The following is a 14,679-nucleotide window of genomic DNA, read 5'->3' on the forward strand; positions in this document are numbered from 1 at the left end:
TCGCTGTACGCAAACGGAACCGGACGGGGGCGGGGGAGCAGGGTGAAGACCAGCGTCACGGCGCGCCGCAGGCGGTGGGTGCAGTGCGCCGTGCTGGCCTGCGTACTGGCGCTGCTGCCCGCGACGTGGGTGCGGCTCTCCACCGACAGCCGCATCCGTGAGGACATCGCGGAAGCCCCCGAGGCGCCGGTGGCCCTCGTCTTCGGCGCGGGACTGTGGGACGGCGAACCCTCCCCCTATCTGGCGCACCGCCTCGACACCGCGGCAAAGCTCTACCGCGCGGGCAAGGTCCGCGTCCTTCTGGTGTCGGGCGACAACAGCCGCCACGACTACGACGAACCCGGCGCCATGCGCGACTACCTCACCGACCGCGGCGTCCCCTCCTCCCGCATCGTCGCCGACTATGCGGGCTTCGACACCTGGGACTCGTGCGCACGCGCCGCCCGCGTCTTCGGGGTGCGCCGGGCGCTGCTGGTCAGCCAGGACTACCACGTACGCCGCGCTGCCGCGCTGTGCCGGGGGGCGGGCATCGACTCGTACGGCATTCCCGTGCGAGAACCGCGGGACGCCACCTGGTACGCGGGCGGGCTGCGTGAGCTGCCTGGCGCGGTGAAGGCGGCGTACGACGCAGCGGTCACCCCCGACCCGCGCTTCCTCGGCCCTCCCGAACCCGGCATCCGGCGTGCCCTCGCGCAGTCCGGGAAGCACCATCGCCAGCACTCGAAGAAACCGCGAGAAAGCGATACACAGCAATGACATCAGCGGGGACCAGCACCGACGGCTCCGGCAACACCGAGCTCACCGCCGAGGAGCGCAAGTACCGCACCGCCGCCGAGGAGGGCGACGCGGGGGACAAGCAGGCGTACGGCGAGTACCTCGTGGGCCGAGGACGCGTGGACGACGCCGTTCCATGGCTGGAGGAGGCGGCCGAGGGCGGCGACGCGCGGGCCGCCCGGCTGCGCGCGATAACGGCGAAGGACCGGGGCCAGTTCTCGGTCGCCGACTACTGGTACCGCTCGGCGGCCGAGCGGGACGGCGACTGCGCCTTCGGGCTCGCTGAGCTGCTGCTGGAGCGGCTGGACGATCCGGAGGGAGCCGCCGAGTGGTACGCGAAGGGCGCGGAACTCGGCAGCGTCAAGTGCCGCACCAACGGCGCCCTGCTCATGCTGCGCCAGGGCCGCACGCGCGAGGCCAAGGAAGAGCTGGGGGAGGCGGCGCCGTACGACCACGTCGCCGACCAGATCGAGGACCGGCTGATCGAGCTGGCCGACCGGCTCGAGCACTACCGGGTGCGGATCGCCGAGCTCGGCGAGCTGTGCGCGCTGCCACCCCAGGAGCGCCCCGCGGACCTCGACGAGCAGCTGGAGGCGTTCTTGGAGGAGGGCGAGGACGACTACGAGTACGAGCCCTTCGGCGAACTGCACACGGAGCCGGAGTGGTTCACCTCCTACCCCTCCTTCCTCCCCGATGCGGAGAAGGCTTACGAGGAGGCGCAGGCGCTCGGTGACCCGCGCACCGACCGCTGGCACGGGCTCCTGTACTACAACCTCGACCGGTACCAGGACGCGTGCCGGGTGCTGGAGGACGGGCTGCGCCGGCATCCGGACTCCCGGACGCTGGCCCGCACCCTCAGCGCCGTACACCTCCAGTACGGCGAGCTGGAGAGGTACGAGGCGTCGCTGCTGCCCGGCGCCGAGGCCGGCGATCGCGTCCAGCAGCGGCGGCTCGGCGACTACTACCGCGACCAGTGGCGGCTGGCCGAGGCCCGCCGCTGGCTGGATGCGGCGGCCGAGGGCACCGAGGGCGACGACGACACCTACGAGTCCGCCGAGGAGTCCCTCGAAGAGCTGGAACAGGCCGAGCTGGCAGCGCCGCCCGCCCTCGACGCCGAGGAGGAGTCCCGGCTGCCCGCGCTCCGTGAGGCCGCCGAGTCCGGTGACCCGGCCGCCGACCTCGAACTCGGCCGCCTGATGGAGAAGTTGCACCGCTACCCGGAGGCCGTACGGCACTACAAGCGCGCCGCGTCCGTGGCCGCGGCCGACAGCCCGCAGGGCCACGCCGCCTCGTACGCGCTCGGCCACATGCTGCACCACGAGTGCGGTGCCCACGAGAAGGCGGCCGTCCCCCTCTATCGGCCCGCGGCCGAGGCGGGCGACCTGGACGCGATCGAGGGACTGGGCGCGCTGTACGTACGGCTGGAGGAGCCGGTCAAGGCGGAGCCGTGGCTGCGCAAGGCGGCGCGGTTCGGGCGGCCCGACGCCGCGAGTTGGGTCGGCAACCGGGTCGGTGATGACTACGGCGACAGGGAAGAGGCCGTCCGCTGGTGGATGCGTGCCGCGAAGGGCGGGCGCGTCTGGTACGGCTGGCGCGCCGGTATGCAGCTCGTGCGCTGGAAGCGGTACGCGGAGGCGGAGGGGCTGCTGCGGCTCGCCTGGACCGGCCGTGAGGAGAAGGACCCGCTGCACGAGGCCGCGTACTGGCTGGGGCGGGCGCTGCACGGGCAGGGCCGTTCCGCGGAGGCGGTGGAGTGGCTGCGTACCGCGCGGGACGTCCACCACATCGTGCGGCTCGGCTACAGCGGCTTCATGCTGACCTCGCTCTTCGACCCGTCGATGGAGCTGGCGACGGTGCTGGTGAACGACATCGCGACGGAGGAGGCGTACGAGGAGGCCGAGACCCTGCTCGCTCCCGTGCTGGAGGACTCCCCCCAGCACCGCACCGCCCGGCACCTGCTGGCGCGCGTCGCGGAGCAGCGCGGCGACCTGGATGCAGCGCGGAGCCACCTGGAACAGTCGTACACCCCGAAGGGGGAGGAGACCGGTCCGCTGCTGACGGCGGAGGAGGTGGCGGGGGTCCTACGACGCGTACTGGGGTGAACGGGCCTGCCTGCTGTGGGCCCTCCCCCTGGGGGTGCCCCCGGCCGGAGGCTGGGGGACTCCGGCCGGGAGGTACCCCCTAGGGTGGCGGCATGCACGGTGGCGAGCAGGCGGTACGAGGGACACGGCGGGCCGCCGCCGTACTCGTGGCGCTGCTGCTCGCCCTGTACGGAGCCGTCCATCTGGCGGGGGACCGGTCCGCTCCGTCCCCCGCCGACGCGCCCGTTGCCTCCGCTGCTTCCGTTGCCTCCGCTGCGGCCCTCGCCGACGACGCGGGTCCCTCCCACTGTCACAAGTCGAAGGACGGGGGAGGCGCGCTTCCCGCTGCGCCGGCCGCCGGTCAGCAGCAACTGCTGCCCCTCGCGCTCCTGGTCTGTCTGACACCGCAGTCGCACAGCGCGATCGGTGCGGCGCACGCGAGGCCGCCCGTGCGCGGTCCCGCGCCGATACCGCCTCCCACTCCCGTCGAACTCTCCGTCCTGCGCGTATAGCGGCACCCGCCGACGCGGCTCCGCGTCGGCGCCGGTCCGTCGCTTTCCGTATTCGCAGCACAGGAGACGTTCGTATGCCGTCGAACAAGCAGAACAAACCAAACAACCAGAAGAAGCAGAACAAACCGAACAAGCCCACCCCTTCGTCCCCCTCCCCCTCCCCGTCCCGCCCCCGCAAGGGCGTCGTCATCGGCGCCCTCGTCGCCGTCGCCGCGCTGCTGGCGGGCTGGGTGTCGCAGTACGCCGTCGGCGGCAACTCCGCCGGTTCGGGCGGCGGCAACGCGACCGTCGAGGGCCGCTCCGACGACACCGCCGCCGGCGACCCCGCACTGCTGAAGCTCGCGCGCCGTACCGCCGACGACCCGTTCGCGCGCGGCGACAAGGACGCGCCTGTCGTGATGATCGAGTACGCCGACTTCGGCTGCTCCTTCTGCGGCAAGTTCGCGCGGGACACCGAACCGAAGCTGATGAAGAAGTACGTCGAGAAGGGCCTGCTGCGCATCGAGTGGCGCAACTTCCCCGTCTTCGGCAAAGGCTCCGAACGCGCCGCGCTCGCCAGTTACGCGGCGGGGCAGCAGGGCCGCTTCTGGCAGTTCTACGACGCCGTCTACGCCGACAAGGGCAACGAGAAGAGCTCCTTCACCACCGGCCGGCTGCACGAACTCGCCGAGCAGGCGGGCGTGAAGGACCTCGGCCGCTTCGACCGGGACCGCACGAGCGAGGCCGCCAGGAAGCAGTTGGAGAAGGACCGCAAGGAGGCGTACGGGCTCGGTGCGAGCTCCACGCCTGCCTTCCTCGTCAACGGGCAGCCGATCGCGGGTGCCCAGCCGGACGAGGTGTTCACCGACGCCATCGAACGTGCGGCTGCGACTGCCGAGAAGTCCGGCAAGCCCAGCAAGCCCGGCAAGCCCGGCCACAAGGGCTGACAAGAGATGGACGTCGGATATCTGGCCGCCTTCCTCGGCGGCCTCCTCGCCCTGCTCAGCCCGTGCAGCGCCCTGCTGCTGCCCGCGTTCTTCGCGTACTCGATCGACTCGGCCGGCCGGCTGGTGGCCCGTACCGGCATCTTCTACCTCGGTCTGGCCACGACGCTGGTCCCGCTGGGCGCCGCCGGTTCCTTCGCCGGGCGGCTGTTCTACGGCCACCGCGATCTGCTGGTCTCGGCGGGCGGCTGGCTGATCGTCGCGCTCGGGCTGGTACAGCTCGCCGGCCGCGGCTTCGCCCCGCGCCGCCTGGTGGAGGCGTCGGGCCGCATCCGTCCGACGACGGCGCTGTCCGTCTACGCGCTGGGCGCCGTCTACGGCCTGGCCGGGTTCTGCGCAGGTCCCATTCTCGGCAGCGTGCTGACGGTCGCCGCCGTGCACGGCAACCCCGTCTACGGCGGAGTGCTGCTGGCGGTGTACGCGCTGGGCATGGCCGTACCGCTGTTCGTGCTCGCGCTGCTGTGGGAGCGGTTCGACCTGGGCCGGCGACGCTGGCTGCGGGGGCGGGAGTTGCGGCTCGGCGGCCGGCTCCGGCTGCACACCACCTCGCTCCTGTCGGGGCTGTTCTTCGTACTGCTGGGCACCCTCTTCCTCGCCTTCGACGGCGCCGCCGGGCTGCCGGGGCTGACGGACGTGGACGGCGCCTTCGCCGCGGAGAGCTGGGCCCGGCGGGCGGGCGACGCGGTACCGGACGGCGCGCTGCTGGTGGTGCTGGCGCTCGCGGTGGGCGCGGCGCTGGGGGTCCGGGCAGTGCGGGGGAGGCGCCGGGCGCGCTCGGACACGTACGCGGATACGTCCTCGGACACGTAGCGGGGCGAGGCTCCGGCTGCCCGAAAAGTACGGGGATGACCGCTACGCCCGCATAATGTGAGCGCCATGAGCGAGGAACCCGAGTGGTCCGAGCACCGCGCGGACCGCGGCCCCCGGAGGGGGCCCATGGCAGGCACGGCGGCACCAAGCGCACCGCGTCCCGGAAGTGGCAGGACTTCAAGGACTCGCCGTTCCTGCCGGCCACCGTCCTCGTCCTGATCCTCGCTGCTGCCGCCGGCCTGTTCGCCGGGTCGTACACGTACGCGATGGCCGACCCCGCCCCGCACCATGTGCCCGTCGCGGTGGTCGGTGAGCCCGACAGCAAGCAGGACCGCAGCGCGTTCGTCACCGGCATGGAGAAGGCGCTCGGCTCCTCGCTGCAGCTGCGGCACTACCGTACGCAGGCGGCGGCGGAGCAGGCCATCGAGGCCCAGCGGGTCTTCGCCGTCATGCGGGTGGAGCGGCCGCAGGGCGTCGAACTGGACGTCTCCAGCGCGTCCGGTGCCTCAGTGGCTGAGCTGCTCGAGGAGGCGGCTCCGAAGGTGGGCAAGAAGATCGGCGTCCCCGTCCAGGTCCGCGACCTCAAACCGCTGGGCAAGGGCGACCCGCGCGGCCTGGCGATCTTCTACATCTCGCTCGCCGCCGTGATCATCGGCTTCGTCGGCGCCATCCAGCTCAGCGTCCACGCACGCGCCCTCAACCCGCCCGAGCGCATCGCCTTCACCCTCGCCTACGCCCTCCTCGGCGGCTTCGTCATCGCAGCGCTCGTCGACTGGGGCCTCGACGCGCTGCACCTCCCGTTCGTGCGCTCCTGGCTGATCCTGGCGCTGACGATGTTCGCCGGCGGGATGGTCTTCACGATGTTCAACACCCTCGTCGGCCGCTGGGCCATGCTGCCGACCTGGGGCTTGATGGTGCTGCTGGGCAACCCCTCCTCGGGCGGCGCCGTCTCCTGGCCCCTGCTGCCGTCACCGCTCGGCGAGATCGGCCGCTGGCTGCCGCCCGGCGCCTCGGTGAACGCCCAGCACACCGCCGTCTACTTCCCCGACCACCAGCTCCTCCAGCCCTACCTGGTCCTCGCCGCCTGGGCCCTGGTCTCCTGCGCCGTCTTCTGGACCTGGCGCCACCGCCATCCGGGCGGCCGCCCCAGCCCCCACCCACGCCGCGGCGGCCTCGGGCTGAAACCACGAAAGGCCCCGTCCCAAGGGACGGGGCCTTCCTCACGCTGTGGCTGGGGCCGGGGTCGAACCGGCGACCTTCCGCTTTTCAGGCGGACGCTCGTACCAACTGAGCTACCCAGCCCGGTGTCCAGGGGTGGAATCCCTGGTCGGGAGGACCATCAAGAGGTGAAGCAACTTGATGGCAGCGGTCCTGACGGGATTTGAACCCGCGGCCTCCACCTTGACAGGGTGGCGAGCACTCCAAACTGCTCCACAGGACCAAGCTTTCGTGCGAGCTCCAGTCTCGCACAGTGCGACGAGTGCTCCCAACCACTTTTGTGGGCTTTGTGGGGCTCCCCAGCAGGGGTGACGTCGCCGGAAAAGAGTAACAGACCCCGAGGGCAGCCCCGAACTGCTACCGGCCGGTCGGGCCGGTCGTCCCGGCCGTGTTCCTCCGGGCGGCGGTCGCCCGCCACTCGCGGCCGAGGGCGAGGAGCATCTGCTGGTAGATCCCGAGGTACCGGAAGGGCTTGATGCCTGCCATGTAGAGCGTGCCGAAGACCCCGTTCGGCTTCACCAGAACGGTCATCTGGCCGCGGTAGCCGCCGGGGGCCTTGGTGTCCGGGACCCAGCCGACGTGCATCAGCCCGTGCACCGTGCGGTTGGCCATCTCGGCCACCCATTCGTCGTGGGTCTGGTAGACGGAGAGGAACGGGATGGGGACGCCCTTGAGGTCCGGCCCGCGCGGGACTTCCCTCAGATCTGCGGGGAGCCGGTCCCACAGGGTGGGGACGCGGGTGCCGAGGGACGCGTCGGGACTGTCCCAGCCGAGCACCGCGCCCAGCTTCCAGCGGACATCGAAGAGGAAGCGGGAGACGGCGGCGGAGCGGTGCGCTTCGGCACCGTTCGCCATCTGGTCGACGAGATGAGGGAAGTCGTCCGGCCCGCCGGGGGTCGGGATCCGCCATACGTCCTCGATCTTGAAGTCGGGCGCGATCTCGTGGATGCGCCAGGGGCGGGAGGTGTGTGCGGTACGGGGAAGTCTCATGGGCGGACCCCTCTCTATACGGTGCCGTATAGAACTCAGGTTAGCCCCATCTGTACGGCGCCGTATACACCTTTGGCGTCATTGGGGGGCGCGAGTGGGTCTTCGGGCACAAAAAAGGCCCTGCTACCCGCGTTTCCGCAGGTCACAGGGCGTTGTTAAAACGGTGCCCCCAACGGGATTCGAACCCGTGCTACCGCCTTGAAAGGGCGGCGTCCTGGGCCGCTAGACGATGAGGGCGAAACGGCCGACCGAGCGCCTGAACAGTGCTTCGGCAGGCTCGGGCAGCATATGGGATGCACGGACGGTTCGCCAAAACATATTCGGGCGGCCCTCCGTGCTGTGGCCCGGCGACTGACCGTCAGTGGCCTGTCAACGGCCCGTCGCCGGGCTGGTGACGGTGGGGCTCGACGAGGAAGGGGAGGGTGACGGGGATGAGCCGGGCTTTATCTCCGCCGGGAGGTGCCGGGAGACCTCCGCCTTGGACAGTCCGAGGCCGCCCAGGTTGATCTCGTCCCACGCCTGGAGCCGGTTGCTGTCCCGGTCCAGGTAGAGCACGGACGCCTGCACCTTGTCGGGGGTCTCCCCCTCGACGGCGCGCAGCCCGCTGCCGCCGGTGGAGCCCTCGATCATCAGCCGGGTGTCGTGCGGCAGTACGCGCGTACTCCGGTTGTGGGTGTGCCCGGCCAGGGCGAGCGGCACCAGGCCGTCGGTCTGCTTGGCCAGTTCGGGGTTGTGGCCGACGGCGATGTCCACCGGGGTGCCGGCGTTCCGCTGGGCGCGCAGGGTTTCGGCCAGCTGGCGACCCTCCGCCCGCTCCGCCGGGTCGCCCTCCGGGACGACGGAGCGGTCCGGGGTGAACTGCGGGTCACCCCAGCCGGAGAGGCGCAGGCCGGCGACCTTCACCGGTACGCCCTTGTCCAGCACGTGCACCTGCGAGCCGCGCTTTTCGGCCAGCTTCTCCATGGCCTTCTGGGTGGTGGCGGAGTCGTGGTTGCCGCGTACCCAGACATACGGCGCGCCCAGGTCAGGGATGGGTTCCAGGAAGCCGTTCTCGGGGGCCGTGCCGTGGTCCATGGTGTCGCCGGTGTCGATGATCACGTCGATCTTGTACTGGGCGACCAGCGACCGGATGATGTGCCAGGCGGCGGGGTTGAGGTGGATGTCCGAGACGTGCAGCACCCGGGTCGTCGACGGGTCGGGCTGGTAGGCCGGGAGGGTGGAGGCCGTGTCGTAGAGCTTCGTCACATTGGTGACCAGGCGGGCCAACTCCTTCTGGTAGACGTCGAATTCCGTGGCGATGCTGCGGGCGTTGCCCACCACGGAAGGAGCGCTCGCCAGCAGCCCGGAGAACCTCGGCTCCAGCACCGACTTCGGGTTCCAGGTCGCCGCCGCCGTCGCGCCGCAGGCCACCAGCAGCGCGAGGGAGAGGCCGCCCGCCGCGAGGGCCTTGCGGGGGCGGCGGTAGACGGCGAGGGCGAGCGCGGTCGAGCCGGTCAGCACCGCGACGGCGGAGCGCAGCCCGAGGTCGAGCGCGCCCGAGCCGACGTCGCCCGAGATCTCGTCCTCCAGGCCCTCGATGCGCTCCGGATGGTCCACGAGCGCCGCGGCGCGCTCCTGGTCCAACTGGTCGACGTCGACGTCCAGCCGCAGCGGCGCGGTGTGGCTGTGCAGTTCCAGCGCGCCCAGCGGGGAGACGTTGATCTTGGTGCCGCCGGCCAGGGAGGGGCGCAGCGTCATGGTCGTATCGACGGGTCCGACGGGTGTGCGGACGCTGCCCACGACGAGCAGTCCCAGCCAGGCTCCGAGCAGCGTGACGACGACCAGACCGGCGGCGCGTTGGTAGGGGCGTGGGTGGTGGACGGCGGTGGCGAGCCGGTCGGCGAACTGTCTGAACCAGCCCCCCGCGGCACGCGACGGCTTGGAGACAACGCTGGCCATGTGGGCCCCTATGCCCCTTGTGCGGCATCCGTATGCCCGGAAAGTAATGATGCCTCCGCGGGCAGGGATGATGCCTCCGCCGGGATGCTGGCCGACAATGGGCGCGTGCTGGAGATGACGCGTGAGGAGTTCGAGGAGCTGGTCGCCGAAGCCCTCGACCGGATACCGCCGGAGCTGACCAGGCTGATGGACAACGTCGCGGTGTTCGTGGAGGACGAGCCCCCGGCGAGCGACCCCGAGCTGCTCGGGCTCTACGAGGGGACGCCGCTGACCGAGCGGGGCGAGTGGTACGCGGGCGTCCTGCCGGACCGCATCACGATCTACCGCGGGCCGACCCTGCGCATGGTCGAGCGGGAGAGCATCCAGGACGGCGGCGACGGGGAAGGCCGGGAGGGGGTCGTGGAGGAGGTCGAGATCACCGTCGTCCACGAGATCGCGCACCACTTCGGCATCGACGACGACAGGCTGCACGCCCTCGGGTACGGGTGAGCGGCGCCCCCTGGAGTTCGCCCGCGGGGGGCCGGTTTTTCCGGCGGTTCGGGCGCTTGCGGCGGCGGCGCTCCGCGGGTGGATGCGCGCCGTGCCGGGCGCCGTCGGCGCCGTGCGGCGTGACCTGTTGGGGTGACGGGGAGTTGGGCATGGCACTCGCCTGAAGTCCCGCCGAAGTCCCGCGCAGGAGGTCCCGCCGTGCGCCGATCCCGTACCGCCGCGCCCACCACCACCCTCGTCGCACGGACGACCGCCGGGGCGCTGATACTCGCGGCGGTCTCCACCCTCAGCGGCTGTATGACGGTGCAGGGCACCGATGACGCCGGTGAGGGCGCGGCCCCGGTGGGGAGCCGGGCCGACGACAACGGCGGGGCGGCCGAGCCCGAGGGCGGGCTGGACGGCAGCGCCTATCGGAACGGCCACGCCCATGGCGGAAAGCACGGCGCCGACGGGCGCAAGGGCCGGGAGCGCGGACGGGACGGGAACGGAAAGCACGCGAAGCGCGGCACCTCCGGCGACGGCGAACGTTCCGCAGGCCGGGGCCGTACGGACGGCGACAGCGCGGGCGGGGAGGCCACGTCCTCCTCGGGCCCCGACACCTCGGGCTCGTCGTCGGGCGGCGACCGGAACCGGCCCAGGCCCCGTCCGAGCGGGGACGGCGGCGGTTCGGGCAGCTCCGGGAACGGGGGCGGACACGGCGGCGGCTCGGGCTCACCGACGAGCTCGCCCAGCCCCACCCCCAGCAAGCCGGACGCGGATCCCTCGCCGACCCGGACCACCGCGTCACCCGGGGGCGCCTCCCGGCCGGGCGCCGGGGGATATTCGGACGCCTACACCCGCCGCACCCAGCCCAGCCCGGCCTGAGAGGATGGGCCGGGTGCGGCCCGGGGCCCGTTTGCTGTTGCTCCCGGGTCCGCGTATGCTGGTAGATCGTTTGATCCCATTTGCCCGGCGCCGTCAGCACAGCGCGCCGTGTGGCGCGTTCTCTCCGACCGTGGCTGACCGCATCGAGGCGGTTCTTTGCGAATTTCACGGAGTTATGGGCGCGTGCCGAATGACTCCGGAAGGTTGTCGCAACTCGCATGTCTGTCACCACCCCTGCCGCCGTACGGCCCGAGGACTTCCCCGAGCCGACCGCTGAGACGGTCACCGAAACGGCCCCCGAAACCACCGAAACGGCCCCCGAGATGACGGAAGCGGCCGAAACGGCGGCTGACGAGAGCGTCGAGGCGGCAGCCGACGAGGCGGCCGAGACGAAGATCACGTTCGGCGATCTCGGGCTCCCCGAGTCCGTCGTACGCAAGCTCGCCCAGAACGGTGTGACCGCACCGTTCCCCATCCAGGCCGCCACCATCCCCGACGCGCTGGCCGGCAAGGACGTGCTCGGCCGTGGCCGTACCGGCTCCGGCAAGACCCTCTCCTTCGGTCTGCCGCTGCTCGCCCGGCTCAGCGGTGGCCGCACCCAGCGCAAGCGCCCGCGCGGCGTCATCCTCACGCCCACCCGCGAGTTGGCGATGCAGGTCTCCGACGCGCTCCAGCCGTACGGGGACACGCTCGGCCTCAAGCTGAAGGTCGTGTGCGGCGGTACGTCGATGGCCAACCAGATCTCCGCACTCGAGCGCGGTGTCGACATCCTCGTCGCCACCCCGGGCCGGCTGCGTGACCTGATCAACCGCGGCTCCTGCTCCCTGGAGGACGTCGAGACGGCGATCCTGGACGAGGCCGACCAGATGTCCGACCTGGGCTTCCTGCCCGAGGTCACCGAGATTCTCGACCTGGTGCCCGAGGGCGGCCAGCGGATGCTCTTCTCCGCCACCATGGAGAAGGAGATCGACTCGCTGGTGCGCCGCTACCTCGTCGACCCGGTCTCGCACGAGGTGGACGCGGCGCAGGGCGCGGTGACGACCATGACGCACCATGTGCTGGTCGTGAAGCCCCGCGACAAGGCGCCGGTCACCACCGCCATCGCAGCCCGCAAGGGTCGCACCATCATCTTCGTCCGCACCCAGCTGGGCGCCGACCGCGTCGCCGAGCAGCTGCGCGAGGCGGGCGTACGCGCCGATGCGCTGCACGGCGGTATGACCCAGGGCGCGCGTACCCGCACGCTGGCGGACTTCAAGGACGGCAAGGTCAACGCCCTCGTCGCCACGGATGTCGCGGCCCGCGGCATCCACGTCGACGGCATCGACCTGGTGCTGAACGTCGACCCGGCCGGCGACCACAAGGACTACCTGCACCGTTCGGGCCGTACGGCACGCGCGGGCGAGTCCGGGACGGTCGTCTCGCTGGCGCTGCCGCACCAGCGGCGGCAGATCTTCCGGCTGATGGAGGACGCGGGCGTGGACGCCTCGCGGCACATCATCGGCCGCGGCGACATCTTCGACGAAGACGTGGCGCGTATCACAGGCGCCCGTTCGCTGACCGAGGTCCAGGCGGAGTCCGCCGCCAACTCGGCCCGGCAGGCCGAGCGCGAGGCCAAGAAGCTCGGCCGTCAGCTGGAGAAGCTCCAGCAGCGCGCCGCCGAGCTGCGCGAGGAGGCCACCCTGCTGACCGCCCGCGCGGCGCGTGAGCGCGGCGAGGACCCGGAGGCCGCCGTCGCGGCCGCTGCCGAGGTGGAGGCGGCCCACGCCGCCGAGGAGGCCCGCGCCGAGGCCAGGCGCGAGGCGAAGGCCGAGGCGGAGCGCCGTGAGCGGGCGGAGCGGGAGCGGTCCGACCGCGACCGCGGTGACCGTGGCGGACGCTCGTCGTACGACCGCCGCGACCGGGGCGACCGCCGTCCGTCCGACCGCGGCGGCGACCGCGGTGACCGGGGCGACCGGGGCGGCTTCCGCCGGGACCGGGACCGGGACCGTGACGAGCGTTCGTACGGGCGGGACCGTGACGACCGTTCGTACGGGCGGGACCGCGACCGTGACCGGGACCGTCGGGACGGCGGCAGGGACGGTGGCCGTGGCGGCTCCGGCGCGGCGGGCTACCGCCGGGACGATGTCCGCCGTGACGACCGTCGCGAGGGCGGTGAGCGTGGTTTCCGCCGGGAGGGCTTCCGTGGCGGCGACCGCCCGCTCCTCCGCGACCGCCGTGACGACCGCCGCCCGTTCGGCCGCGCGGGTGACCACCGCTCCAGCTCGCACGCCCCGGGCCGCAACGGTGCCCGTACCCCGGACCGCCGCGCGGACAAGCCCCGCTGGAAGCGCAACGGCTGACGGACGGTGAGGGCCCCGGCCCTCCCGAACGCGCGCCCGATCGCAGCCTCGAAGGCATTCAACCCGGAATGCCTTCGAGGCCCGCCCGACCCCCGGGCTATGCTGCTCGGTGCGGGCCGTTAGCTCAATTGGCAGAGCAGTGGACTTTTAATCCATTGGTTGTGGGTTCGAGTCCCACACGGCCTACCGAGAGGGAGGCGGGCTCAGCCCGCTGACCTGCGAGAGAGCGCCCGGACCGAGGTGATCGGTCCGGGCGCTCCGTCGTTTCGGGGTGCGTGCGCCGCTGCTTTCCCATGGTCGGGCAGCGGACCGACCAGTCGGTCGCGGCCGAAGGACGGCCTCGGCGTATGTCCGCAGCACCTCGACGGACGGCAGTTGGTCACCTGCCGCGGCCTGGGGCAGAGCGCTCGGCGAGTAGGCCGCCTTCCGGGCCGTCTCCCGGTACGGGGGTCCGCCGGCCTTCTCGGGTGTCCGGGGTCGCCGGGGTGCGCTGGAGGGCGACGATGGCGGCGTCGTCGCCCAGGCTGCCGCCGCTGTGGGCGAGCAGGTCGTCCCTCAGCCGCCGCACCAGGGTCTCGGCGTCGTCTCCCGCCCACCTGGTGACGCGGTCGGCCAGCGGGTAGAAGGCCCCCGCCGCGTTCCGCGCCTCGATGACACCGTCCGTGTACAGCAGGAGCAGGTCTTCGTCCTCCAGAGGAAAGAGGTCGGCCTCGTAGTCGGACGCGGCGAACTCACCCAGCCCCAGCGGGGTTTCCGGCTGGTCGGTCAGGAGTGGCGTGACGCGCCGGCCGCGCACCAGCAGCGGCGGCGGGTGGCCGCAGTTGACCACTCGGACCACGGCCTGGTCGTCGGGGATCTCGACGACAGCGGCGGTGATGAAGTCCTCCTCGCTGGTGCGGTCGGTCTCGGCGAACTCGACCAGGTCCCGGCTGACGCTCCGCTCCAGATACCGGGTGAGTGCGGGCAGGTCGGCGTGCTGGTGTGCTGCTTCCCGGAAGGCACCGAGCAGCAGCGCCGCATCGCTGACCGAGCTGAGTCCCTTCCCCCGCACATCGCCGACGATCACCCGGGTCCGCCCACCGGTACGGGCAGCAGCGAACAGGTCACCACCGACCTGCGCTTCCGCCTCGGCCGCCAGATAGACCGAGGCAACCCGCAGCGGGCCCAGACGCGGGGGCAGCGGACGCAGCAACACCCGCTGCACGGCCTCGGAGACCGAACGCACCTGGGTCATCTCCCGCTGCTGCCGCTCACGCAAGGCGACGAACCCAGCGATCACCGCAGTGACAATGACCAGCGCGAGAACCTGCATCTGGTGGTTGAGGGTCAGCCATCCGCCCCGGGTCACTCCGATCGTGAGCTGCGCTGCCGTGGCGACGGCTCCCACCGACGCCACGAGCCACGGCCCGCCGAGGGCGGCCGTGACAGCCGGCGCCGCGACGAGCAGCGGGCCGAGGTGCACCTCGGGCGGCGCCAGGATGTCCACCACCGTGACGATGGCGATCAGCCCGAGCGGAAGCGCCAGCAGCACCCGGCGCGGCTGCCACGGCCGCCCGACAACCCGACCCCGCTCTCCAGGACGCACCGTCCCTGTATAACCCGCGACTGCTCCGGCCACTCGCCCCCCACACCGAGTGCTTCGCCCCGCGCTCGGGTGGGTGAGCCAGGTGGTGTCTTCCGG

The 14,679-nt window shown here is 72.0% G+C and carries 11 protein-coding genes, 4 tRNA genes and 1 pseudogene; 10 read left to right on the top strand and 6 right to left on the bottom strand.

The annotated features are described in order from the left end of the window. Positions 1-42 precede the first annotated feature (42 nt). From ACTWP9_RS20215 to ACTWP9_RS20240, 6 genes and pseudogenes are all read left to right on the top strand, one after another. Positions 43-756 (top strand): SanA/YdcF family protein, encoded by a 714-nt coding sequence (locus ACTWP9_RS20215; RefSeq protein ID WP_443247628.1) that lies wholly within the window; start codon positions 43-45, stop codon positions 754-756. After that, positions 753-2,876: a tetratricopeptide repeat protein gene (locus ACTWP9_RS20220; RefSeq protein WP_443247629.1), complete on the top strand. Its 2,124-nt coding sequence runs from the start codon at positions 753-755 to the stop codon at positions 2,874-2,876. The genes ACTWP9_RS20215 and ACTWP9_RS20220 overlap by 4 nt, the downstream gene beginning before the upstream one ends. Positions 2,877-2,968: 92 nt before the next feature. Beyond that, positions 2,969-3,367 (top strand): hypothetical protein, encoded by a 399-nt coding sequence (locus ACTWP9_RS20225; RefSeq protein ID WP_443247630.1) that lies wholly within the window; start codon positions 2,969-2,971, stop codon positions 3,365-3,367. Between the two features lie 74 nt (positions 3,368-3,441). Then, on the top strand, positions 3,442-4,293 hold the full coding sequence (locus ACTWP9_RS20230) for a DsbA family protein (RefSeq protein ID WP_443247631.1): 852 nt from the start codon (positions 3,442-3,444) through the stop codon (positions 4,291-4,293). A gap of 6 nt (positions 4,294-4,299) precedes the next feature. Continuing rightward, positions 4,300-5,160, top strand: a complete 861-nt coding sequence (locus tag ACTWP9_RS20235) for a cytochrome c biogenesis CcdA family protein (RefSeq protein ID WP_443247632.1) — start codon at positions 4,300-4,302, stop codon at positions 5,158-5,160. A gap of 66 nt (positions 5,161-5,226) precedes the next feature. After that, a pseudogene (locus ACTWP9_RS20240) lies at positions 5,227-6,342 on the top strand (ABC transporter permease). Between the two features lie 46 nt (positions 6,343-6,388). Here ACTWP9_RS20240 and ACTWP9_RS20245 read toward each other — a convergent pair. From ACTWP9_RS20245 to ACTWP9_RS20265, 5 genes are all read right to left on the bottom strand, one after another. Next, positions 6,389-6,462, bottom strand: a tRNA-Phe gene (locus ACTWP9_RS20245). 64 nt (positions 6,463-6,526) lie between these two features. Next, a tRNA-Asp gene (locus tag ACTWP9_RS20250) sits at positions 6,527-6,601 on the bottom strand. 134 nt (positions 6,602-6,735) lie between these two features. Continuing rightward, a complete protein-coding gene (locus ACTWP9_RS20255; RefSeq protein ID WP_443247633.1) occupies positions 6,736-7,368 on the bottom strand; it encodes a DUF2867 domain-containing protein in 633 nt (210 codons plus the stop codon). A gap of 164 nt (positions 7,369-7,532) precedes the next feature. Beyond that, positions 7,533-7,605: transfer RNA gene (locus ACTWP9_RS20260), tRNA-Glu, on the bottom strand. A gap of 132 nt (positions 7,606-7,737) precedes the next feature. Then, positions 7,738-9,306 carry a metallophosphoesterase family protein gene (locus ACTWP9_RS20265; protein ID WP_443247634.1) on the bottom strand — a complete coding sequence of 523 codons (1,569 nt, stop codon included), beginning with the start codon at positions 9,304-9,306 and terminating at the stop codon, positions 7,738-7,740. Between the two features lie 114 nt (positions 9,307-9,420). On the opposite strand from ACTWP9_RS20265, the gene ACTWP9_RS20270 reads away from it, so the two are divergent. From ACTWP9_RS20270 to ACTWP9_RS20285, 4 genes are all read left to right on the top strand, one after another. Next, the gene (locus ACTWP9_RS20270) at positions 9,421-9,795 is read left to right on the top strand and encodes a metallopeptidase family protein (RefSeq protein ID WP_443247703.1); all 375 of its coding nucleotides are present in this window, start codon (positions 9,421-9,423) and stop codon (positions 9,793-9,795) included. 198 nt (positions 9,796-9,993) lie between these two features. After that, positions 9,994-10,659 (top strand): hypothetical protein, encoded by a 666-nt coding sequence (locus tag ACTWP9_RS20275; protein WP_443247635.1) that lies wholly within the window; start codon positions 9,994-9,996, stop codon positions 10,657-10,659. A gap of 218 nt (positions 10,660-10,877) precedes the next feature. Next, positions 10,878-12,998: a DEAD/DEAH box helicase gene (locus tag ACTWP9_RS20280; RefSeq protein WP_443247636.1), complete on the top strand. Its 2,121-nt coding sequence runs from the start codon at positions 10,878-10,880 to the stop codon at positions 12,996-12,998. A gap of 113 nt (positions 12,999-13,111) precedes the next feature. Further along, positions 13,112-13,184, top strand: a tRNA-Lys gene (locus tag ACTWP9_RS20285). Positions 13,185-13,377: 193 nt separating this feature from the next. Here ACTWP9_RS20285 and ACTWP9_RS20290 read toward each other — a convergent pair. Continuing rightward, on the bottom strand, positions 13,378-14,583 hold the full coding sequence (locus ACTWP9_RS20290; protein WP_443247637.1) for a PP2C family protein-serine/threonine phosphatase: 1,206 nt from the start codon (positions 14,581-14,583) through the stop codon (positions 13,378-13,380). Positions 14,584-14,679: the final 96 nt, after the last annotated feature.

Origin of the sequence: Streptomyces sp. 3N207, from assembly GCF_052246355.1 — a bacterium.
Taxonomy (GTDB): Bacteria; Actinomycetota; Actinomycetes; order Streptomycetales; family Streptomycetaceae; genus Streptomyces.

Coding starts and splice junctions, on each gene's coding strand:
- ACTWP9_RS20270 (WP_443247703.1), top strand. CDS start 9,421: ATGACGCGTGAGGAGTTCGAGGAGCTGGTCGCCGAAGCCCTCGACCGG.
- ACTWP9_RS20225 (WP_443247630.1), top strand. CDS start 2,969: ATGCACGGTGGCGAGCAGGCGGTACGAGGGACACGGCGGGCCGCCGCC.
- ACTWP9_RS20230 (WP_443247631.1), top strand. CDS start 3,442: ATGCCGTCGAACAAGCAGAACAAACCAAACAACCAGAAGAAGCAGAAC.
- ACTWP9_RS20265 (WP_443247634.1), bottom strand. CDS start 9,306: ATGGCCAGCGTTGTCTCCAAGCCGTCGCGTGCCGCGGGGGGCTGGTTC.
- ACTWP9_RS20280 (WP_443247636.1), top strand. CDS start 10,878: ATGTCTGTCACCACCCCTGCCGCCGTACGGCCCGAGGACTTCCCCGAG.
- ACTWP9_RS20235 (WP_443247632.1), top strand. CDS start 4,300: ATGGACGTCGGATATCTGGCCGCCTTCCTCGGCGGCCTCCTCGCCCTG.
- ACTWP9_RS20220 (WP_443247629.1), top strand. CDS start 753: ATGACATCAGCGGGGACCAGCACCGACGGCTCCGGCAACACCGAGCTC.
- ACTWP9_RS20255 (WP_443247633.1), bottom strand. CDS start 7,368: ATGAGACTTCCCCGTACCGCACACACCTCCCGCCCCTGGCGCATCCAC.